The organism is Methylophaga sp. UBA3603 (assembly GCF_002375335.1).
Taxonomy (GTDB): Bacteria; Pseudomonadota; Gammaproteobacteria; order Nitrosococcales; family Methylophagaceae; genus Methylophaga.
Map to the genome: position 1 here is coordinate 524,183 of NZ_DFMC01000010.1, position 20,420 is coordinate 544,602.

At 45.6% G+C, this 20,420-nt stretch carries 22 protein-coding genes; 16 read left to right on the plus strand and 6 right to left on the minus strand.

Annotation, left to right across the window (positions count from 1 at the left end; genetic code table 11):
* Positions 1-178 precede the first annotated feature (178 nt).
* Entirely contained in the window at positions 179-1,243 is a 1,065-nt protein-coding gene (locus B4F66_RS13365) for a DUF2333 family protein (RefSeq protein WP_292356407.1), read from the plus strand.
* 177 nt (positions 1,244-1,420) lie between these two features.
* On the opposite strand, the gene B4F66_RS13370 is transcribed toward B4F66_RS13365, so the two are convergent.
* Complete coding sequence (locus tag B4F66_RS13370; RefSeq protein WP_292356411.1) at positions 1,421-1,591, minus strand: hypothetical protein; 171 nt, start codon at positions 1,589-1,591, stop codon at positions 1,421-1,423.
* 99 nt (positions 1,592-1,690) lie between these two features.
* On the opposite strand from B4F66_RS13370, the gene B4F66_RS13375 reads away from it, so the two are divergent.
* Entirely contained in the window at positions 1,691-2,500 is an 810-nt protein-coding gene (locus tag B4F66_RS13375; RefSeq protein WP_292411630.1) for an ABC transporter substrate-binding protein, read from the plus strand.
* A gap of 82 nt (positions 2,501-2,582) precedes the next feature.
* Here B4F66_RS13375 and B4F66_RS13380 read toward each other — a convergent pair whose 3' ends face one another.
* From B4F66_RS13380 to moaC, 3 genes are all read right to left on the minus strand, one after another.
* Positions 2,583-3,905 carry an OprO/OprP family phosphate-selective porin gene (locus B4F66_RS13380; RefSeq protein WP_292356415.1) on the minus strand — a complete coding sequence of 441 codons (1,323 nt, stop codon included), beginning with the start codon at positions 3,903-3,905 and terminating at the stop codon, positions 2,583-2,585.
* Between the two features lie 296 nt (positions 3,906-4,201).
* Complete coding sequence (locus tag B4F66_RS13385; RefSeq protein ID WP_292356417.1) at positions 4,202-5,581, minus strand: porin; 1,380 nt, start codon at positions 5,579-5,581, stop codon at positions 4,202-4,204.
* Positions 5,582-5,671: 90 nt separating this feature from the next.
* The gene (gene moaC / locus B4F66_RS13390; protein WP_292356419.1) at positions 5,672-6,151 is read right to left on the minus strand and encodes a cyclic pyranopterin monophosphate synthase MoaC; all 480 of its coding nucleotides are present in this window, start codon (positions 6,149-6,151) and stop codon (positions 5,672-5,674) included.
* Positions 6,152-6,196: 45 nt separating this feature from the next.
* On the opposite strand from moaC, the gene moaD reads away from it, so the two are divergent.
* Genes moaD through B4F66_RS13405 form a run of 3 tightly spaced genes read left to right on the plus strand, consistent with a single transcriptional unit; the run spans position 6,197 to position 7,260 of the window.
* The gene (gene moaD, locus B4F66_RS13395; protein ID WP_292356421.1) at positions 6,197-6,424 is read left to right on the plus strand and encodes a molybdopterin converting factor subunit 1; all 228 of its coding nucleotides are present in this window, start codon (positions 6,197-6,199) and stop codon (positions 6,422-6,424) included.
* Positions 6,425-6,426: 2 nt separating this feature from the next.
* Entirely contained in the window at positions 6,427-6,861 is a 435-nt protein-coding gene (locus tag B4F66_RS13400) for a molybdenum cofactor biosynthesis protein MoaE (RefSeq protein WP_136554095.1), read from the plus strand.
* A gap of 9 nt (positions 6,862-6,870) precedes the next feature.
* Positions 6,871-7,260 (plus strand): MAPEG family protein, encoded by a 390-nt coding sequence (locus B4F66_RS13405; protein WP_292356426.1) that lies wholly within the window; start codon positions 6,871-6,873, stop codon positions 7,258-7,260.
* Here B4F66_RS13405 and ubiD read toward each other — a convergent pair.
* On the minus strand, positions 7,249-8,733 hold the full coding sequence (ubiD, locus tag B4F66_RS13410; protein WP_292356428.1) for a 4-hydroxy-3-polyprenylbenzoate decarboxylase: 1,485 nt from the start codon (positions 8,731-8,733) through the stop codon (positions 7,249-7,251). The two genes, B4F66_RS13405 and ubiD, sit on opposite strands and share 12 nt — an antisense overlap.
* Positions 8,734-9,941: 1,208 nt before the next feature.
* On the opposite strand from ubiD, the gene B4F66_RS13415 reads away from it, so the two are divergent.
* Both B4F66_RS13415 and B4F66_RS13420 read left to right on the plus strand, forming a co-directional pair.
* Entirely contained in the window at positions 9,942-10,208 is a 267-nt protein-coding gene (locus tag B4F66_RS13415; RefSeq protein WP_292356430.1) for a DksA/TraR family C4-type zinc finger protein, read from the plus strand.
* A gap of 181 nt (positions 10,209-10,389) precedes the next feature.
* Complete coding sequence (locus tag B4F66_RS13420) at positions 10,390-10,806, plus strand: hypothetical protein (protein WP_292356432.1); 417 nt, start codon at positions 10,390-10,392, stop codon at positions 10,804-10,806.
* A gap of 47 nt (positions 10,807-10,853) precedes the next feature.
* Here the strand turns inward: B4F66_RS13420 and prlC are convergent, their stop codons facing one another.
* The gene (gene prlC / locus B4F66_RS13425) at positions 10,854-12,893 is read right to left on the minus strand and encodes an oligopeptidase A (RefSeq protein WP_292356713.1); all 2,040 of its coding nucleotides are present in this window, start codon (positions 12,891-12,893) and stop codon (positions 10,854-10,856) included.
* Positions 12,894-13,032: 139 nt separating this feature from the next.
* On the opposite strand from prlC, the gene B4F66_RS13430 reads away from it, so the two are divergent.
* The 9 genes from B4F66_RS13430 (at position 13,033) to lptB (ending at position 20,406) form a co-directional block, all read left to right on the plus strand.
* Entirely contained in the window at positions 13,033-13,827 is a 795-nt protein-coding gene (locus tag B4F66_RS13430) for a UDP-2,3-diacylglucosamine diphosphatase (protein WP_292356434.1), read from the plus strand.
* Positions 13,827-14,873 (plus strand): glycosyltransferase family 4 protein, encoded by a 1,047-nt coding sequence (locus B4F66_RS13435; RefSeq protein WP_292356436.1) that lies wholly within the window; start codon positions 13,827-13,829, stop codon positions 14,871-14,873. The genes B4F66_RS13430 and B4F66_RS13435 overlap by 1 nt, the downstream gene beginning before the upstream one ends.
* 128 nt (positions 14,874-15,001) lie before the next feature.
* Positions 15,002-15,730: an MlaA family lipoprotein gene (locus B4F66_RS13440; RefSeq protein ID WP_292356437.1), complete on the plus strand. Its 729-nt coding sequence runs from the start codon at positions 15,002-15,004 to the stop codon at positions 15,728-15,730.
* A gap of 95 nt (positions 15,731-15,825) precedes the next feature.
* Positions 15,826-16,812: a calcium/sodium antiporter gene (locus B4F66_RS13445; RefSeq protein WP_292356439.1), complete on the plus strand. Its 987-nt coding sequence runs from the start codon at positions 15,826-15,828 to the stop codon at positions 16,810-16,812.
* Entirely contained in the window at positions 16,809-17,786 is a 978-nt protein-coding gene (locus B4F66_RS13450; RefSeq protein ID WP_292356440.1) for a KpsF/GutQ family sugar-phosphate isomerase, read from the plus strand. Before B4F66_RS13445 ends, B4F66_RS13450 begins: the two co-directional genes overlap by 4 nt.
* Positions 17,787-17,802: 16 nt before the next feature.
* The gene (kdsC, locus tag B4F66_RS13455) at positions 17,803-18,324 is read left to right on the plus strand and encodes a 3-deoxy-manno-octulosonate-8-phosphatase KdsC (RefSeq protein ID WP_292356442.1); all 522 of its coding nucleotides are present in this window, start codon (positions 17,803-17,805) and stop codon (positions 18,322-18,324) included.
* Positions 18,308-18,877 carry an LPS export ABC transporter periplasmic protein LptC gene (lptC, locus tag B4F66_RS13460; protein WP_292356444.1) on the plus strand — a complete coding sequence of 190 codons (570 nt, stop codon included), beginning with the start codon at positions 18,308-18,310 and terminating at the stop codon, positions 18,875-18,877. Before kdsC ends, lptC begins: the two co-directional genes overlap by 17 nt.
* Positions 18,858-19,667, plus strand: a complete 810-nt coding sequence (gene lptA, locus B4F66_RS13465) for a lipopolysaccharide transport periplasmic protein LptA (protein WP_292356446.1) — start codon at positions 18,858-18,860, stop codon at positions 19,665-19,667. The genes lptC and lptA overlap by 20 nt, the downstream gene beginning before the upstream one ends.
* 13 nt (positions 19,668-19,680) lie before the next feature.
* Complete coding sequence (gene lptB, locus B4F66_RS13470) at positions 19,681-20,406, plus strand: LPS export ABC transporter ATP-binding protein (protein ID WP_292356447.1); 726 nt, start codon at positions 19,681-19,683, stop codon at positions 20,404-20,406.
* Positions 20,407-20,420 lie beyond the last annotated feature (14 nt).

The window sequence follows — 20,420 nt, forward strand, 5'->3', positions numbered from 1 at the left end:
GTAAACTTTTCAGGAAATTATCCCGCACAATAACGGGAAAGCTCTCCCGGCAGGACTTAGGGTCTGTTTATCTTTCAAAAATAGTGACAGCTTTGAAAAATAAACAGACCCTAAACATTTTTTTGCTGTCAAAAATACGCTATGGTGAAATCTGACAATTAATCTTTCTGGATGTTTTATGCCCGCAAACTCTTTTTTTCAGCGCAGTCGTCAGTTATGGTGGAATTTTATTGATTCCTTCCGCGATCCTGACAGCCGTCGGCAGATATCCAAAGCGCTAATGATAGCGATCGCCGTCATTCTGGTTTTTTTTATCGTCATCATGTTGTGGTGGAGTAATCCACCCAGTGCCTTTGATCCTGAGGTAAACGCTCGCGAAATCGCCAGCGAAAAACAACACGATATGGTCACTGGTTACACATCTACCGCCACCTTGATCACTATTGCCAATACCTTGCTTGATAAGCCGGGTGGTTATTTGACCAACGACGTGATGCCCCCATCCGTGTGGATGGATAATATGCCCAATTGGGAGTTCGGTGTGCTGGTGCAGATTCGTGACTACTCACGATCGCTACGTAACGATATTAGTCGCTCACAATCGCAATCTGCAGAAGATAAAGACCTGATCATTGCCGAACCGCAATTTAATTTCAATTCGGATTCATGGCTGTTTCCTCCCACAGAAAGTGAGTATCGAGACGGCATCAAGGCATTGGAAAGCTATCTGGCCCGTCTGGCGGATCCGCAGCGGGACGAAGCACAGTTTTATGCACGTGCCGATAATCTGGCCGCGTGGCTGGGTATGGCTGAAAAACGCCTGGGTAGTCTCTCACAACGGCTCAGCGCCAGTGTAGGACAAGTTCAGATTAATACCGCATTGGCAGGTGATCCTGAGGCCCATCAATCAACCTTGACTTCACCTGAACGAGTCACCAAAACACCCTGGTTGGAAATAGATGATGTATTTTATGAAGCCCGCGGTTCAATCTGGGCAATGATTCATCTGCTTAAAGCGGCAGAACATGATTTTGCCGATGTCTTGCAAAAGAAAAACGCGCTAATCAGTCTGCGCCAAATCATTCGTGAACTCGAAGCCACTCAGGCTACTGTTTGGAGCCCGATCATTCTTAATGGTAGTGGTTTTGGCCTGTTTGCCAATCATTCATTGGTTATGGCGTCGTATGTTTCCAGAGCCAATGCCGCAATGATTGATCTACGGCGATTACTTGAACAAGGTTAACCAGTAACTGTGGGGGGCTCTTGCAAACAGGTTCCCATGGCACGGTATTCTGAAAACTCAATAGAGGTGTGTTGCAGATAGCGGTAAAAAAAGCGCTTTGACAGGCAAAAGCCGCTTAACTCATTGCCTTTATTCACTATAGTCTTATTTAACTGCAGTTCTGCCATGGGCCTGCCCTTACCCCGGATAGGATTCATTAAACGATGATGAACGCTCTGCCAAAAGGGTTAATGTGGCCAGTCGTAATGATTCAAAATCAGGAAGCTGGCAAAGAGGCTCATCAACATCGACAACCTGACAATATGTCCACAATCGATAGACTAATAAATAAAAAAACTTCTCACCCACACAGCCTTTAGCCACTCCTAGATAGCATTTGGAAAAACACGTTTACTCCCATCGATATATATGATGGAATATATTGATTTTTTTCTGTCGAGATATTTCATGATGAAACGGTTATTTATTCTGTTATTTCTCAGCTTACTGCTGAGCACTACGGTTCATGCCGAACAATTGCTCAAACTCTCTACAACAACGAGCACCGATAACACTGGCTTGTTAGCTTTATTAAATAAAGCTTTTACCGAATCTACTGATATTAATGTTGCGGTAATTGCGGTTGGCACCGGCCAGGCATTGAAGCTTGGTGCTAATGGCGATGTCGATGTGGCATTAGTGCACGCCCCAAAAGCTGAGCTTGAATATGTCGAGGAGGGTTATTTCATTGATCGTCGCTACGTCATGTATAACGACTTTGTATTAGTTGGTCCAGTGAATGATCCTGCGGGGATTACTTTCGCTAAAACCATCACTGAAGCCATGCAAAAAATTGCTCAATCAGGTAGTCGCTTTGTTTCCAGAGGAGATGATTCCGGTACCCATAAAAAAGAACTCCAACTCTGGAAAACTGCCGATATCAATCCCTCTGGCGACTGGTATGTGCAAGCCGGTCAAGGTATGGGGGCGGTACTGAAAATCGCCGATGAAATGTCGGGTTATGCCTTAACAGATCGGGGTACACAGATAGCCTATCAGGAAAAAATGCAGTTAAAACTGCTGTTTGAAGGCGATGCAAAGTTATCCAATCCATACCACATTATGGCGGTTAATCCCGAAAAACACCCTCATGTTCAAACAGACATGGCAAAGCAGTACATTGATTTTGTGACAGGTGAATCTGGTAAGCAGATTATCGATAGCTTCATGGTGAATAATCAGCAATTGTTTTTCACCGCACTACCTGAAACCGAATAATCCTTACCAGATAAACAAAAAAGCCGCTGTTAGCTCAAGATAACAGCGGCTTTTCTATACAGTTTTTAACTGAATATCTGAATTAGAATGCCCACTGACTGCGAACCTGGAATACATCAGGTTCCTGGCCATCAAACGTTCCGCCATCGACATCCAGGACATGCACATAATTGGCTGAGAAACGTAACATCGGCACTGGATACCAGTTCAGCCCCAAGGTCATTGAATCTGCTTCACCACCTTCAATCGCACCATCATTGAAATCCAGCGAGCTATAACGCATCGCGACTTCCCATGCACCAATACCACCGTCACCAACTCTGCGATCGGGTTTTATTCCTCCAAACACGCCGTTTTTATATGGACGCGATTCACCGGTAAGGAAATAGCTGCTTTGAAGATACCAGCCATCAAAGTCAGCATCGCTGATATTGTCACGTTCCACGGATGTACGGATATATTCTGCCTGAGCGGTAAACGGTCCCATGACAGTGGCAAATTCCAGACCGGTTTTCAGCATCGTGTCGGCATTGGTTAATGTAGAAGTATCCACAATGCGCACACCAGAGACACCCGATTCGGGAGCTTGACTGAAACGTACCTCATTACTAGGTTGCAAATCGCGATAATTCAAACCCAGACCAATATGTACGACTTTACCAGGTTCATTGACCGGAGACAGGGTTCCACGCGAACTCCAGCCCCAGCCTTCATCCTCAGCACCACCAGTATTTCCGACAGTATCGCCAAATAAACCGGCCGCCAAAGTCCAATACTGACTGTTACGAGCTCCCATCAATCCCATATGTCGTCCAGCATTAAACGCAGTGGGTAATGCCCGCTCCATAAACATGGTGTTGTTGGCGCTGATCATATAATCAAGACTGAATGGATCTTTGAAATGACCCGCCATAATTTGGTAGTTTTCAAAACCATCATATGAAATAAAGGCATCGGTAATACTGTCGTTATCAAACTCGTATTCCAGCTTATAACCCCAATCGCGATACAGCTCACCGGAGATATACAAACGGGCACGACGAATATCAGTTCCATCTCCCATATCAGGTGAACCACCGTAAGCGGCGGCATCAACCTGTAGCCGTCCACCAACTTTTGTAGAAAACTGACCATCTCGGGTTTTTAGTGATAAACCGCCATTAGTAGATATTTCAATATCTGAGGGTTTGGTTGCTTCAGCCAGCTTTTCATTTATCTCTGCTTTTTCCTGCTCTTTAGTGGCTTTGTTTTCAGCAAGCTCACCCATCAGCCGGCCGTACTGTTCATCAGTAACCATGCCATTTTCATGCAGCATATTAATCAATGTTTCCAGTTCCGATGCCTGAACCGAAAAGCTGAGAGACAGGCCGATGGCAGCTGTCAGCAGGTGTTTTTTGAATAGCATAAGTTTGTTCCTTTTTTATGGTCGAAAATTTTCTGTAATATTATCGACATATTTGGAACCAGCATTAATATTTCTTATCCAAGAAAATAGTAATCTTTTGCTATTGTGATGAAGTTCTAATTTATCAAAAACCCTGCACAAAAATTAGCGATTAACCCCGTCTTTAAACATTTTTTCCAACTCTTAGTTAGCTGTTTTGTTAATGGTGAAACGCTGGGCATTACAGATTTTATTAATTTAATCTCCAGATAATTATGTAACTTCGAAAATCACTTATCGTAATTGTAATATTTCAGCTAAAACGCCCATTGGCTGCGTACCAGAAAAATACGCGGTTCTTGTCCTGCATTTGGTCCACCATCAACATTCAGAACATTAATGTAATTGGCAGAAAATCGTAGCATTGGCACCGGATACCAATTCAGACCAAAAGTGAGACTGTCTATTTCGCCACCAATAATATCTTCATCGGTTAAATCCAGTGTGCTGTATCGCGCAACCAGTTCCCAAGCTCCGAAACCGCCCTCGCCCACAAGATGATTTGGATACGGACTACCGAAATCACCATTTTCATAATTCAACGAATCATCGGTCAGGAAAAAACCGCTTTGAATATGCCCCCCAGAAAATCCAACATCCTGCCACACTGTTCGACGTACATCGGTCACCATGTACTCAGCTTGAGCAGACCAGCGATTTCGTACTGCTGCCCATTCCACTCCGCTTCGGATATAGGTTCGAGCTCCAGGAATAATGCCGGTATCAACAATATCAAAACCGGCCACCCGGGCTTCGGGCTGCTCATCAAATCTCAATGTCGCCTGATCATTTAAATGCCGGTAAAAAGATGCCAATCCAAAATGTAAAACCTTATTGTTATGATTGATGGGTGAAATCGTGAGGCGTGCACCAACCCCCCAACCCTCATCATTTCGTTCGCGCTGTTCATTGGCATCATCACCAAAAACCCCAGCGGCGGCACTCCAATGCTGACGCTTGGTATCGGCCATCAAACCGATATAACGATCCCCACCAAATGCTCCAAGTAGGCTGCGTTCAATCAACTGAGAATTGGCCGAACTGCTGCGATATTGCAGGCCTAAAGGAATTTCCATAAGCCCCATTCTTAAACGAGCTTGAGGAAAACCGGTGTAACCAATATACGAATCTTTTAATTCACCGCCATCCGTGAAATCGTAATCTACCTTGTATATCCAATCACTGAATATCCGGCCAGACCAGGCGAGGCGAGCACGACGAATATTGGTTCCATCGGCAATTTGAGGCGCACCATCATAATCGGCGGCATCGATCATTAAACGCCCCCGCAGGCGGGTTTCAAATTGACCATCAGTCGTTCTAACGCGAAGCCCACCTTTAGTGGTGACTTCCACTTCAGGCGGCTGAGTGGCTAATTCAAGTTTTTCGGTTATTTCCTGTTTTTCTTTTGCCGTTTTCTGTTGGTTCTGCTCCAGCTCAGCCAACAAATGACCATACTGTTCTTCGCTGACCATGCCATTCTCATGCAGCATATCAATCAATAAACGCAATTCAGATGCGTGGCTCGCCATGGGTAATACGAGAAATAAAACAAACAGCAGTTTTGAAACAAAATTGGACATTGAATAACTCAGCGTTAGGTTGCGGGCTTCGAGAAAATCATTACCCGAGCACATAGGAAAAAATCCTATTTCTCAGTTTAGGCAACGGTTGCTGAATTCAAACTTAATTTTGTGAATAAAGAAGTGGATTGAAGAATTTTTTCTTTATATAGAACGTTGCCAGTGACCTGATTTTCCACCAGCTTTTTCCTGCAGACAGACGTCGGAGATCACCATGCCGCGATCGACCGCTTTACACATATCGTAGATAGTCAGCAACGCAACCTGTACCGAGGTAAGTGCTTCCATTTCCACACCGGTTTGGCCCGATGTAGCGACTTCAGCCTGACAATTTACAGCATTATTGGCTGCATCAATTTCAAATTCGACTGTGACTTTGCTTAATGCCAGCGGATGACATAGCGGAATTAAATCCGAGGTACGTTTGGCCGCCATAATGCCGGCGATGCGGGCAATGCCCAACACATCCCCTTTTTTATGATTGCCCTGCTCAATCAGTTTCAGCGTTTCCGGCAACATGATAATCCTTCCGCTGGCGACGGCCTTGCGCTGCGTCACTGCCTTATCACCGACATCGACCATGTGTGCTTCGCCAGCCTGATTAAAATGCGTTAATTCTGCCATTTTGGGTGTTATCCTTATGTTTTGATCCAGGAAACAATTAACCAGATGTCTATTCAAGTCAAATTTTTTGCCAGCCTGCGAGAAAGTCTGGGACAGAGTGAGACCACAGTAGAACAGGCTTCCACTGTGACCGAGGTTTGGGATTTGGCGACGCAATCAGCCACGCCACCAAACAACCTACTGGTCGCCGTCAATCTTGACTATGCCAATATGCAAAGTCAGGTGAATGATGGTGATGAAGTCGCTTTCTTCCCCCCCGTCACCGGAGGTTAATCATGGCCACGCATATTCTCGATGAAGACTTTCAGCCTTATCAATGGCTCAGTGAGTTTTCCCAGCAGATGCCTGCAGGCAGAGATGGTGCAGCTGCCAGCTTTATCGGAACCATGCGTGATTATAACGATGATGCCACCGTCAGAACCATGACGCTGGAACATTATCCCGCCATGACTCAACGTTATCTCGAACAATTAGAAAAACAGGCTAAAACCGACTGGCCATTAAATGATTGCCTTATCGTGCATCGCGTCGGCGAAGTATTTCCCGGTGAAGCAATTGTATTAATCGGTTGCTGGTCGGCCCATCGCCGTGCGGCTTTGGATGCATGCAACTGGCTAATCGAAGAGCTGAAATATAAAGCGCCGTTTTGGAAAAAAGAACAGAACCAGAGTGGCGAACGCTGGGTAGAGTCCAATACTGATGGTTTATAGGTACTGACAATGATTACAGGAATGTATGCCGCTTTGGCCGCTCTGATGATTGTCGCCCTAGCACGAAAAGTCATTAGTCTGCGGCGGCAACATAAAGTAGCTTTAGGCGATGGTGGCCAACAGGATTTACTTGCTGCAATTCGTGCTCATGCCAATGCTGTGGAATATCTACCGATTGGTTTGCTGTTGTTATTACTATTAGAACTCAGTCAGGGCCCCGCCTGGCTAATTCATTTACTGGGCAGCCTGTTTATTATTGGTCGACTGATTCATGCCAATGGCGTCAGCAAAGCCATCATTACTCGCCGGATTATTGGTATGCAATTCACCATCTGGCTGCTGATAATTATGGCAGTGTTGAATCTGTTGGCTTTTGTCGGTATTCAATTACCGGGCTGAGTCGTCGTCATCCAATCCCAACTCTGACCAAATCGCATCAACCCGAGCGACAATCGCCGGATCTTTCTCAATCGGTCTACCCCACTCGCGGTTAGTTTCGCCAGGCAATTTATTGGTAGCATCCATGCCCATTTTTGAGCCAAGACCTGATACCGGTGAAGCAAAATCCAGATAATCAATCGGCGTATTTTCAATTAAAACCGTATCGCGCGCCGGATCCATTCGCGTGGTAATGGCCCAGATCACATCCTGCCAATCACGCACGTTCACATCATCATCGACAACGATCACGAATTTTGTATACATAAACTGCCTTAAAAACGACCAAACCCCCATCATCACTCGCTTGGCATGACCGGCATATTGTTTTTTCATGCTGACCACGGCCATCCGATACGAGCAGCCCTCAGGTGGCAGGTAAAAATCGACAATTTCCGGAAACTGCTTCTGCAGAATCGGCACAAATACTTCGTTTAACGCCACGCCCAGAATCGCCGGTTCGTCGGGTGGGCGACCGGTATACGTGCTGTGATAAATCGGATTTTTACGCTGAGTAATTCGCTCAATGGTAAATACCGGAAAGCTGTCGATTTCATTGTAATAACCGGTGTGATCACCGTATGGTCCTTCCGGTGCCATATCATCCGGATAGATAAAACCTTCCAGGACAATCTCAGATTGAGCAGGCACCTGCAGATCACTGCCGATACATTTCACTAATTCGGTTTTACTACCGCGTAGCAATCCAGCAAACGCATATTCGGACAGTGTGTCCGGCACCGGTGTTACAGCACCTAAAATAGTGGCTGGATCACAGCCCAACACCACAGCGATCGGAAATGGTTCACCCGGATGCGTTTGCTGCCACTCCTTAAAATCCAGTGCCCCACCACGATGCGATAACCAACGCATAATCACCCGATTTTTACCGATGACTTGTTGGCGATAAATGCCTAAATTCTGTCGGGTTTTATGTGGACCTTTAGTGACGACCAAGCCCCAGGTAATTAACGGTGCAGCATCTTCCGGCCAGCAGAGTTGAATCGGATATTCACTCAGATCAATGGCATGTCCTTCAATCACCTGCTCCTGACAAGGGGCTTTTTTCACCACCTTCGGGCCCATATTCAACACCTGACGAAAGATCGGCAACTTATCCCAAGCGTCTTTCATACCTTTCGGCGGCTCAGGCTCTTTCAGAAATGCCAACAACTTGCCAACTTCCCGAAGCGCTTCAACCGAATCCTCACCCATCCCCAAGGCAACGCGTTTCGGCGTACCAAACAAATTGGCCAACACAGGAATCTTGCTGCCCTTCGGGTTCTCAAACAGAATCGCCGGACCACCGGCACGCAACACCCGATCACAAATCTCCGTCATCTCCATATGGGGATCTACTTCGGTGGTAATGCGTTTTAGTTCGCCCTGTTTTTCCAGGTTGGTGATGAAGTCTCTTAGGTCGGTGTATTTCATGAGATATGATTTGTGAAAAGTAATGTTGTAGCTTACCAGCTTAGGACATGATTTGGCTTAGCAGCTATCTCTATTGAATTATTTTGGATTAATTCGCCATTGAGAGACTGAAACTTATCGACTATTCCAGTAATAATTTTCTAAAGTTTTCATCGTACATTTTATCCCCTCCTCTCCATGAGAATGGTGAGCACAATGAGCACCTTAGTACTGTGAGCACCAAACCTTGAGCATAAGCAATTGTTATCAATGTAATTTTACGAAAACTTGATTTTTAATTATGGACTAAAGCCCACTGTTCATTTTTTGCGTGGTCAAAAAACGAACCAAAAAAGGCCAGCCCATACTCGCCCTGCGGGTTCCCTGCGCTTCTCGATCTGGTCGGGCATGACGGAAATTGATTCGTGGCATCCCTGCCACTCACCCTTCGGGCATCTTCGGCGTCCAAATTTGTTCCAGACAAATTTGTCCCTTCGGTCAAACAGCCGTCATGCTGATCCGACCAGCTCTGCGATGCTCGGCTTCGTATAAGGGCATTTAGGGAAGGTCCCAAAACGTGAGGCTAGTGGATCCCCCTTTTGTGTTGCCGATAAAAATGGTTATCTCAGGATTAGAAATCGGAATGTCTGAGCACAGCGAGTTTTTTCGATTTCCCTGGGATAACCATTTTTATCGGGGAGCCGCAGGCCAACACATGGGGTGCCTTTTTCTTTGGTTCGTTTCTTTTGGGCAAACAAAAGAAATGAACGCCCCGCGGCAGCGTTCCAAGTCATTAACTCAATGAAGTTTTTGAATTTACGAAACACACATTTCGCTTTTTATAGAACTATTTTGTTTCGACTTCCTGTCGAGTAAGGGGAATGCGTGCCCATTCCCCTAACAACCCCAGGGCACCCCTTGTGTTGGCCTGCGGCTCCACTGCGTTGCATTTTTTGTCAGGGAGACTCACCAAACTCGCTTCGCTCAAACAGGTAAGTCTCTAATCCTGACAAAAAGCCGCTACTCGTCAACACAAAAGGGGATAATTGGTGCTCATCTCAACAATTAGGTTCCTGCTTTAAAATTGAGATTGTTTGGTTTCGCCAGCTCAACCCAACCGACCCTTGAAATACAATTCATATTTATCATCTTGCGTTTTATCGCATCCACCCCAATATAGGTTTAATATGCTTAAATAAAGCTGTTAACTCAGTCAGTTGGAGGTTGTTATGGCTGGAGGATGGTCTAAAGATGGTGCGGTGCAGGATCAGATTGATGCCAGTGTTGAAGATGGTATTCAACAGGCTCGTTCTCGTTTACCAAAGGGTGAAAGTCTGACGCATTGCGAAGAGTGTGAGAAGGAAATTCCCCAAGCAAGACGTGAGGCGGTTCCCGGTGTTCGACTGTGTGTGAAATGTCAGGAAATTATTGATAAGGAAAACAAGGCGTTCAATCTGTTTAATCGGCGAGGCAGTAAGGATAGTCAGCTACGCTAAATCTCGTATTTAATAAGCGGTCAAAAGAGCACTGAAGTGCTCTTTTGCTTTTCAGTATTCAACTATGTAAAGCTGTACTGTGGATTCACTCCAGCAATTCACAACAATTTGATACCGGCCACTTTAAAGTCATTCATAGAAAGTCTGATGTTTATCTGGCTACCAATTTGAGAAATATAAAATGAAAAAATTATTACTGGCGTTACCTTTTATTTTCGCTGCACAGCAAGCTCTGGCAATTGATGATCAGGATAAAGAAAACTATAAAACAAACTACACCAAGCAATTGAAACCGTTAGTTGTACAAAAGTTGAGTGCTGATAGACCTGAAATGTCAGCCCGTGCAATCGATGATGAGGCAAATGCCTATGTGACTAAAATGGCCAGTTGCCAACTGGATGCGTTGCTCCAGTTCTCTGAGGAATATAGTGAAAAAGCCATTATGCCGGTAGCTCAGGGAGCAGATATCGCACAGACCACGCATGATTTGAATCAACAGATGTTGCAGGATATCGAAGCAGGCAACCTATCTAAAGATAAGGCGGCGATGATGATTCAAATTGCACAGGAATCCGCGCAAATTTGTATGAATTCATAAAATCAGAATACTTACTTATAAAAAAGGGCCTTTCGGCCCTTTTTTGTTTACGCGGCAATACCGGTATGTCTTAATAACGCATCAATCTGCGGTTCACGGCCACGGAATTCGATGAACAGTTCCATTGGCTCACGGGAACCACCCTGCTCCAGAATCGCTTCCAGAAATTCCAGACCAGTCTGCCGATCAAAGATCCCTTTCTCTTCAAACTTGGAGAACGCATCGGCTGACAGCACTTCTGCCCATTTATAGCTGTAATAACCGGCGGCATAACCGCCAGCAAAGATATGAGCGAAGCTGTGCGCAAAACGGTTGAATTTGGGCGGTTTCACCACGGTGACTTCATTACGCACCTGTTCCAGAATCTTATCGACTTGATTCGGTTCATTCGGGTTAAATTCCAGATGTAACCGGAAATCAAATAACGAGAATTCCAGCTGACGTAACATCATCATTGCCGATTGGAAGTTACGTGCGGCAAGCATTTTGTCGAACAAATCATCAGGCAATTTTTCACCCGTTTGGTAATGGCCGGAAATCAAATCCAAAGCTTCACGCTCCCAGCACCAGTTTTCCATAAACTGACTTGGCAGCTCGACTGCATCCCAGGCCACACCATTAATACCAGACACACCGGCATATTCAATTTTGGTCAACATATGATGCAGACCATGACCAAATTCATGGAATAAAGTGGTCACTTCATCATGGGTGAACAGAGCCGGTTTATCGCCGACGGGTTCAGAAAAGTTGCAGGTCAGAAACGCCACTGGAATTTCGATTCCTTCGGCAGTACGACGGCGTGCTTTACATTCATCCATCCATGCGCCACCACGTTTATGCTGACGGGCATATAAATCCAGATAGAACTGAGCACGTACGCTGCCATCCTCGGCGACAATTTCGAAAAAGCGCACGTCTTTGTGCCAGACGTCAACATCCTTGCGTTCCCGAATATCCAGTCCGTATAAACGATTGACCACGGCAAACAGCCCATTCACTACTTTGTCTTCCGGAAAGTACGGCTTTAATTCTTCCTGTGAAATTGAATAACGCTGCTGACGTAGTTTTTCAGCAAAATAGGTGACATCCCAGGCTTCGAGTTGATCCTGGTCGGCAGTGGATTTGGCAAAGGCGCGTAATTCTGCATATTCCTGCTCGGCAATCGGTTTTGAGCGCTTGGCCAGATCCTGCAGAAAGTCCAGAACCTGTTGCGGTGATTGCGCCATTTTGGTGGCCAAAGAACGTTCGGCATGATTGGCAAACCCCAGCAGATTTGCCAGTTGATGACGCAGATTCAGAATATCCAGCATCACTTCAGTGTTATCCCATTTGCCCGCATTCGGACCTTGGTCTGAGGCTTTAGTGGCAAACGCGGTATACATTTCTTCACGCAATTCACGATTATCAGCGTAGGACATCACCGGCATATACGATGGGAAATCCAGGGTAAACAACCAACCTTCCTCGCCTTCTCGCTTGGCCATTTGCTCGGCCATTTCAATAGTGGATGGTGGTAAACCCGATAATAATGACTCGTCGGTAATCAACTTACGCCAGGCGTGAGTGGCATCCAGCAAATTTTCTTCAAACTTGGCGGTGCGTTCAGTCATTTGCTGTGACAGCTTTTTGAATTCATCACGTTGTTGCTGATCCAGCTCAACGCCCGACAGACGAAAATCACGGACCGCATTATCAATGACTTTTTTCTGTGCCGTATCCAATTTCTGATACTCAGCGCCTTCGGCAATGGCTTTATAGGCCTGATACAGCATTTCATTCTGGCCCAACTCAGTCGAAAACTCGCTGAGTTTAGGCAAACAAGCGTTATAGGCCTGACGCAGCTCTTCCGAGTTGACCACCGAATTCATATGACTTACTGGCGACCAGACACTGTCAATCAGGGCATCCATATCTTCCATTGGCTGTACCAATGTGTCCCATGTTGGCTCTGAAAGTGTGCTCAAAATAGTGTCAATTTTATTGCGTGCTGTGCTCAACGCATGATCAATTGCGGGCTCAACATGTTCGGCTTTTATTGCGGAAAATGGCGGTAAACGGTGATTTTCCAATAATGGGTTGCTCATAATAGTGTCCTGATTAGGTTCGGTATCGCCCGCAGTGTAGCGCGTGAAGTTATTGTCATGGTAACGCAACAAAACGGTCATCACACTGCAATATCTAATAGATAAGGTTTGCTCAGAATTTTAAGTGAATGAGTGCCTTATGCAAACACAACTAAGTCACAAGCAAAAGCTGAAAGTTCGCACCGTGTTCATTTCGGATATCCATCTTGGCTTCCGAGGCTGCAGTGCCGAGCTCCTCCTTAACTTTTTACATAATGTGGAATGCGAATATCTTTATCTGGTCGGCGATATTATCGACGTCTGGGAAATGAAAAAACGCATGTACTGGCCTCAAGAACATAATAACGTAGTCCGAACCCTGCTCGGTAAAGCCAAGCACAATACCAAGGTCATCTTTGTTCCCGGTAATCACGATGAGATTCTGCGGGATTATGATGGTGCGGTGTTCGGTAATGTGCAGATCCATAACGAAATCATTCATACCACAGCCGATAAACGTAAGTTGTTAATCATTCACGGCGATCAATTCGATAGCGTAGTGAAAATTTCGCCGATGCTGGCCAAAATCGGCAGCCGTTTGTATGAATTTTTACTTAGAGCTAATCGCTGGGTGAATTATTTCCGCCGTAAGATGGGCTTCTCTTACTGGTCACTGGCAGCGTTTTTGAAACACAAAGTGAAAAATGCGGTCCAGTACATCAGTAATTTTGAAGAAGCTGTGGCGCATGAAGCTTCTAAACAAGGGGTGGATGGTGTGGTCTGCGGCCATATTCACCGTGCGGAAATAACGCGCATACATGATATCGATTACTATAATTGTGGCGACTGGGTAGAGAGCTGCACAGCATTGGTTGAACATCCAGATGGTCAGATGGAAATCATCCCTTGGGCTGAAGTATTTAATCAGCACGTTTTGATTGCCAAAGCCGCTTGATGAAACTGGCGATTATTACCGATGCCTGGGAGCCACAGGTCAACGGGGTTGTGCGCACTCTGGGGAAAACCCGTGACCATCTGCAGGAAATGGGCTATGACGTTACCATGCTCACGCCGCTGAATTTTAAAACGATTCCCTGTCCCAGTTATCCCTCAATTCGTCTGGCATTACTGCCTTACCGAAAACTGGCAAATATGCTCGACAATCTGCAAGCCGATGCAGTGCATATTGCCACTGAGGGTCCATTAGGCATGGCCGCCAGACGTTGGTGTCTGCGTCATAATATCCATTTCACCACGTCATTTCATACTCAGTTTCCAGAATATCTGCGTTTGCGTTTACCGATTCCGCTTAGTTGGAGCTATGCATGGTTAAGGCGTTTTCATCGCCCGGCGGTGAGAACACTGGTACCTACCATTTCACAACAGCGACGCTTGCAAGAATATGGATTTCAAGATGTTTATGTATGGGGACGAGGTGTCGATACCGATATATTCACGAAAGATAATGCCAAAAATTATGACTTACCCCGCCCGGTTTTTATCAATATGGGCCGGGTTGCAGTCGAAAAAAACATTGAAGCATTTTTGGATTTGGATTTACCAGGCAGTAAAGTAGTGATTGGCGATGGTCCTGATCTGGAGATGTTGAAAAAACGCTATCCTGATGTGATCTTTACCGGTGCCAAATTTGCTGAAGAACTCGCTGCCTATCTGGCCGGAGGAGATGTTTTTGTTTTTCCGAGTCAAACCGATACCTTCGGCTTGGTAATTCTGGAAGCGATGGCTTGCGGTCTGCCTGTAGCCGCTTATCCGGTCACCGGGCCTAAAGATATTATTATTCAGGGCAAAACCGGCGAGCTGGATTGGGATTTGCATAAGGCGGCGTTAAATGCGCTGAATCTGCAAAAAACCGATTGTATTGCTTATGCACATGAAAATAGCTGGCACAAATGCAGCGAAGTATTTTCCGGTTATATGTATAACAACCATCCAGAATCACAGGTTAAAACTGCGCAAATGCTGGGCCAGAAAAGCGGATGAAACATTCTTTTGATGTTGCAAAGTGACAACACCATCATACTTTCTTGGTATTGGTACAACAGATCACTTGATTAGCCTGGAACTGCCGTGAGATTATTCTCGTTAAATTTGTTTCAGGGAATGCCACAATGTTCGATCTAAAAGTTTTTTCCAGGCTCAGCCTGCTCGGTTTATTGGTTCTGTTCACAGGTTGTGCCACCGTACAATCATCTGATGAACGTGATCCATATGAAAGCTATAACCGTGCAATGTATCAATTTAACGATACTGTAGATCGTGCCGTGTTAAAGCCTGTTGCCAAGGGTTACGATGTTGTTGTTCCTGATGCGATCAGCTGGGGCGTCAGCAATTTCTTCAGTAATCTGAATGATATTACAGTCGCCATCAACAGCCTGTTGCAAGGTAAATTCAGCCAGGCAGCTGATGATACAGGTCGTTTTCTGTTAAACAGCACCGTTGGTGTGGCAGGTATCTTTGATGTTGCCGGTCATGCTGGCAACAAGAAACGTAACGAAGATTTCGGCCAGACACTGGGAGCCTGGGGTGCTGAACCCGGCGCATACATCGTATTACCGTTTTTTGGTCCCCGCACTGTGCGTGACTCATTTGGTTTAGTGGGCGATATGTTTACTGACCCGGTGATGTATGTTGAGGGTCCGGGCGCACGTAATGCCTTTGCAGGAACACGTTTAGTGGATACCCGTGCCAATCTGCTTAAGTCAGAACGGGTTTTGGATGAAGCTACGGATGACGAATATGCATACGTAAGAAATGCCTATCTGCAGCGTCGTCAATATCTGGTTTACGATGGTAACCCGCCAGATGATGATGATTTTGATTTGTTCGATGACCAGTAATACATCGCGACATAACAATTCTCCACCGTTATAATAAAAAGAGCCGGATTTAGTCCGGCTCTTTTTATTTTTAAGGTTCCATCATCGGTTATTAAATGACTTCTTTTCTATTTATAAGCGCCATTATCAGTGGGTTGGTCCTATTGATCTGGGGAGCGGATAAATTTATTGATGGTGCGGCAGGCATTGCATCGAACCTGGGGGTTGCTCCCTTAATTGTCGGCTTAACTATCGTTGGTTTTGGTACCTCTGCTCCAGAAATGATAGTTTCAGCATTCGCTGCATTTGATGGTGCTCCTGCCCTGGGTATTGGCAATGCCATTGGCTCCAATATCACCAATATTGGACTGGTTTTGGGCGTCACGATTCTGGTCACTCCTCTGGCGATTCACTCCATTACCCTGAGAAGAGAATTTCCGGTATTAGTCTTTATCATGTTCCTCTCCCTGTTGTTATTGCTCTGGGATATGCAACTGGATCGGATTGATGGCCTGGTTCTGTTTACAGGCTTTATATTGACGCTAGGAGGCATGGCATGGCTGGCTGTTAAAAGTGCTAAGGACGATCCGCTGAAAATTGAATTTACTCAGGAATATCAGCAGCCAAAACGCTCACTGAAAAAATCCATCGTACTGTTTTTGACAGGATTAATTGCCTTACTGGGGGGAGCCAAACTCTTAGTCTGGGGAGCAACTGGTGTCGCGCAATTGTTGGGCATAAGTGATTTAGTGATTGGCTTAACCGTCGTTGCCATTGGCACCAGTCTGCCAGAGTTAGCCGCCTGTATTTCATCTGCTCTGAAAAATGAACATGATATTGCCGTTGGCAATATTCTTGGTTCAAATATCTTTAATCTGCTTGCTGTTCTTGCCATGCCGGGTCTGATTCACCCAACGAAAGTAGATTCGCTACTGCTAACCCGCGATTTTAGCTTTATGATTGGCCTGACAATCGTGCTTTATCTGTTTGCAAGATTTTGTTTAAAAGGCCGATTGGGACGCCCGGTTGGTTTATTATTACTACTGGTTTATGCAGGCTATATAAGTTTGCTGGCGTATCAAGGTGTGCATAACGGTATATGAAAATAGATTCGGATAAATTAAAACAATTGGCGCTGGCAGTCATCGATACCGAGCTGGAGTCTGTCATGTTGCTCCGCGATAGAGTGGATGATGATTTTGTTCGAGCATGTGAGTATCTGCTGCAATGTCAGGGTCGTATTGTGGTGATTGGCATGGGTAAATCAGGCCATATCGGCAGTAAAATCGCTGCTACGTTGGCCAGCACCGGCAGTCCGGCATTTTTTGTTCATCCCGGAGAAGCCAGTCATGGTGATTTAGGTATGATCACCGACAAAGATGTGGTTCTGGCATTATCCAACTCCGGTGAAACTGCCGAGATTCTGACCATATTGCCGTTGATTAAACGACTGGGCGTACCATTAATCACTATGAGTGGTCGTATGGACTCAACACTTTCGTTATGTGCTGATGCAACTATCAACGTCAGTGTTAAAAAAGAAGCCTGCCCATTGGGACTGGCCCCAACATCCAGTACTACCGTCGCATTAGTGATGGGGGATGCACTGGCCATTGCGTTATTGGAAGCTCGTGGCTTTACCGCTGAAGATTTTGCCCTTTCTCACCCGGGTGGCAATCTTGGTAGACGATTGTTATTACGTGTCAGCGACATCATGCATATCGGCGCAGCCATCCCTAAAGTAAATGAAAAGGCATTGCTGCGCGAAGCGCTGATTGAAATGTCCGACAAAAGTTTGGGCATGACCGCCGTGGTCGATAATGATGACAAATTGGTGGGGATTTTCACCGATGGTGATTTACGTCGAGTCCTGGCACAGGAAGTAAATATTTTAACCGCCCCGCTGCAGGAACATATGACACAACATTGTAAAACGGGGCATGCAGAGATGCTTGCCGCAGAAGCATTACAGATGATGCAGCAATATAAAATCAACGGCCTGTTGATTACCGATAAAAACCATAACTTAACAGGCGCACTGAATATGCACGACTTATTACGTGCCGGTGTGGTCTAATTTTCAGGACAGATCAATGCAAGATATAACGGCTCGCGCCAAACAAATTAAACTGGTTATTTTTGATGTCGATGGTGTACTGACTGATGGCAGTATCATTATTGGTGATGATGGTGAGGAACATAAGGCATTTAATTCGCGTGATGGCCACGGCATGAAACTGCTGCAATACACCGGTGTCGATATTGCTATTATCACTGGACGCACCTCCAGAGTGGTTGAACATCGTATGCAAAGTCTTGGAATTAATCTGGTTTACCAGGGACAAAAAGTAAAGCTGCCAGCCTTTGAGGAACTGTTAAAAACCCTTAAGCTGAAACCGGAACAATGTGCTTATGTCGGTGATGACTGGGTGGACTTGTCCATCATGAGCAGAGTCGGTTTAGCGATAGCCGTTCAGGATGCTGATGCTGTGGTGAAAAAACATGCGCACTGGATCACTCCGTCCATGGGTGGTAGAGGTGCTGCCCGTGATGTATGTGAATTAATAATGGAAGGACAGGGAACCCTGCAGGACCAAATTGAACGCCATTTTTAATATTCCAATTTATATCAAAATTGCTTTACTGCTAGTCGCGGGGATCAGTCTGTGGATGTTGCTTAGCAAACCTGAGGCACCAAAAACTGAACGCGCCGTGCACTACAGTATCGATTTTGGAATGACCGATTTCAAGATGACGGTAATGGATATCAATGGCAAACCATCGCGGGTAATTACCGGAGAAACGCTGTATCACTATCCGGAGAATGACCGTACTGAAATTTTCAGTCCAAACACCCTGTTTATTGCGCCGGAAAACAATGATTGGATCATTGAGTCAGATCATGCTGAAACTCAGGGTGAAGGCGAGAACATTCTTCTCACCGGCAATGTTATTATTACCAACAAAGATCAACCGGAAATACAGTTATTAACTGAAGTTCTGAATCTGGATACTGTCAACAACACGGCGTATACCGATCAGCCGGTGACCATGAAATCGCCTCATGGCGATACCCATTCAGTGGGTTTTCATGCCGCTTTACAAGAAGAAACTATTAATCTGCACTCTAGGGTGAGAGGACAATATAATGCGCCACCTGTTAATTAATCTGCTTTGGGGAATGACCATCATCCCATCCATTGCCCTCGCCTTACCAAGTGATCGCGAGCAACCGATAAATATTGAAGCAGATCACGCGCAGCTTGATGATGAAACCGGTGTCACGCAATATAAAGGCGATGCCATACTGACACAGGGCACTTTACGTATCGAAGGTGATGTCATTACTTTTTTCTATGACGAAAACCGCGAACTGGAAAAAGCTATTGCTGAAGGTAACCTTGCCACTTATGAACAAGTACATAAGGAAGGGGATAAACCGGTTAAAGCAAAAGCCCTGCAGATGGAATACCATGCCAGCAAACAACGTATCTTTCTGGTCGGCCAGGGTTATGTTTGGCAGTCAGGCGATGAATTCCGTGGCAATCATATCGAATACGATATCGACAGAAATATTGTTATTGCCAACTCAAGACCGGTCGAAGTCGATGGACAGCAACAGTCCAGTGGTCGCGTTCACATCACCATCCAGCCGCCTGGTCAACGCGAAAAAAATAAAAGTAAACCGGCAGAACCTGCTGTTGAAGCGCCTCAACCGTTAACTGAGGCTCCTGAACAGCAATCGGACATGAGCTACCCTACTGCGGTAACTCAGACCACTTTGAATGTCAGAACCGGTCCCGGGACTCAATATGAACGACTTGGGGCGTTTGTCGAAAACACTGAAGTGATCGTGCTGACCCGTCAGCCTGAATGGGTACAAGTCAGAGGTATGAGTGGGGATAAAGCCATTATTGGTTGGGTCAGTGCACGCTACCTGCAAATGAATCCTGAATAATCACGGAATTTAAATGAGTCAGCTTTCTGCAAGGTCGCTCGCCAAGCAATTTGGCGATCGGTTGGTTGTTAAAAATATTTCCCTTGAAGTAAACAGTGGTGAGATTGTGGGCTTGCTTGGTCCCAATGGGGCGGGTAAAACGACCAGTTTTTACATGATTGTCGGATTGATTCCAGTTGATCACGGCAGTATTTTTCTCAATCAACGCGAACTTACCCACGAACCTATCCATACCCGGGCACAATTGGGGATAGGATATCTGCCACAGGAAGCCTCGGTATTCCGTAAATTGTCCGTTGAAGACAATCTTTACGCTATTATCGAAACCCGGAAAAACCTCAGTATCATTGCCAAAAAACAGTTGCTGGAAAAATTACTCGAAGAATTCCATATTGGTCACATCCGCAAATCATTAGGCATGGCATTGTCCGGTGGTGAAAGACGTCGTGTGGAAATAGCCCGCGCCTTAGCCATGGATCCACAATTTATCCTGCTGGATGAACCCTTCGCCGGTGTTGATCCGATTTCTGTTCTGGATATACAGGGTATTATCAAGGCACTGGCTGCGAGAGGTATCGGCATATTAATCACCGATCATAATGTACGTGAAACACTGAGCGTTTGTGAGCGTGCCTATATATTCAACGAGGGTGAGGTGATCGCAAAAGGCAGTCCAGATGAAATCCTTCAGGATAAGCATGTTTTAAGTGTTTATCTGGGACGGGACTTTCGCCTATAAATTACTAGCAGGCA

What these genes read in the sequence shown, in the direction of transcription:
- B4F66_RS13450 (WP_292356440.1), top strand. Translation starts at nt 16,809, where the DNA reads ATGAAAATAGATTCGGATAAATTAAAACAATTGGCGCTGGCAGTCATC.
- B4F66_RS13435 (WP_292356436.1), top strand. Translation starts at nt 13,827, where the DNA reads ATGAAACTGGCGATTATTACCGATGCCTGGGAGCCACAGGTCAACGGG.
- B4F66_RS13440 (WP_292356437.1), top strand. Translation starts at nt 15,002, where the DNA reads ATGTTCGATCTAAAAGTTTTTTCCAGGCTCAGCCTGCTCGGTTTATTG.
- B4F66_RS13380 (WP_292356415.1), bottom strand. Translation starts at nt 3,905, where the DNA reads ATGCTATTCAAAAAACACCTGCTGACAGCTGCCATCGGCCTGTCTCTC.
- kdsC (WP_292356442.1), top strand. Translation starts at nt 17,803, where the DNA reads ATGCAAGATATAACGGCTCGCGCCAAACAAATTAAACTGGTTATTTTT.
- ubiD (WP_292356428.1), bottom strand. Translation starts at nt 8,733, where the DNA reads ATGAAATACACCGACCTAAGAGACTTCATCACCAACCTGGAAAAACAG.
- B4F66_RS13400 (WP_136554095.1), top strand. Translation starts at nt 6,427, where the DNA reads ATGGCCACGCATATTCTCGATGAAGACTTTCAGCCTTATCAATGGCTC.
- B4F66_RS13430 (WP_292356434.1), top strand. Translation starts at nt 13,033, where the DNA reads ATGCAAACACAACTAAGTCACAAGCAAAAGCTGAAAGTTCGCACCGTG.
- B4F66_RS13415 (WP_292356430.1), top strand. Translation starts at nt 9,942, where the DNA reads ATGGCTGGAGGATGGTCTAAAGATGGTGCGGTGCAGGATCAGATTGAT.
- B4F66_RS13420 (WP_292356432.1), top strand. Translation starts at nt 10,390, where the DNA reads ATGAAAAAATTATTACTGGCGTTACCTTTTATTTTCGCTGCACAGCAA.
- lptB (WP_292356447.1), top strand. Translation starts at nt 19,681, where the DNA reads ATGAGTCAGCTTTCTGCAAGGTCGCTCGCCAAGCAATTTGGCGATCGG.
- B4F66_RS13365 (WP_292356407.1), top strand. Translation starts at nt 179, where the DNA reads ATGCCCGCAAACTCTTTTTTTCAGCGCAGTCGTCAGTTATGGTGGAAT.
- moaC (WP_292356419.1), bottom strand. Translation starts at nt 6,151, where the DNA reads ATGGCAGAATTAACGCATTTTAATCAGGCTGGCGAAGCACACATGGTC.
- moaD (WP_292356421.1), top strand. Translation starts at nt 6,197, where the DNA reads ATGTCTATTCAAGTCAAATTTTTTGCCAGCCTGCGAGAAAGTCTGGGA.
- B4F66_RS13385 (WP_292356417.1), bottom strand. Translation starts at nt 5,581, where the DNA reads ATGTGCTCGGGTAATGATTTTCTCGAAGCCCGCAACCTAACGCTGAGT.
- prlC (WP_292356713.1), bottom strand. Translation starts at nt 12,893, where the DNA reads ATGAGCAACCCATTATTGGAAAATCACCGTTTACCGCCATTTTCCGCA.
- B4F66_RS13445 (WP_292356439.1), top strand. Translation starts at nt 15,826, where the DNA reads ATGACTTCTTTTCTATTTATAAGCGCCATTATCAGTGGGTTGGTCCTA.
- lptA (WP_292356446.1), top strand. Translation starts at nt 18,858, where the DNA reads ATGCGCCACCTGTTAATTAATCTGCTTTGGGGAATGACCATCATCCCA.
- B4F66_RS13405 (WP_292356426.1), top strand. Translation starts at nt 6,871, where the DNA reads ATGATTACAGGAATGTATGCCGCTTTGGCCGCTCTGATGATTGTCGCC.
- B4F66_RS13375 (WP_292411630.1), top strand. Translation starts at nt 1,691, where the DNA reads ATGATGAAACGGTTATTTATTCTGTTATTTCTCAGCTTACTGCTGAGC.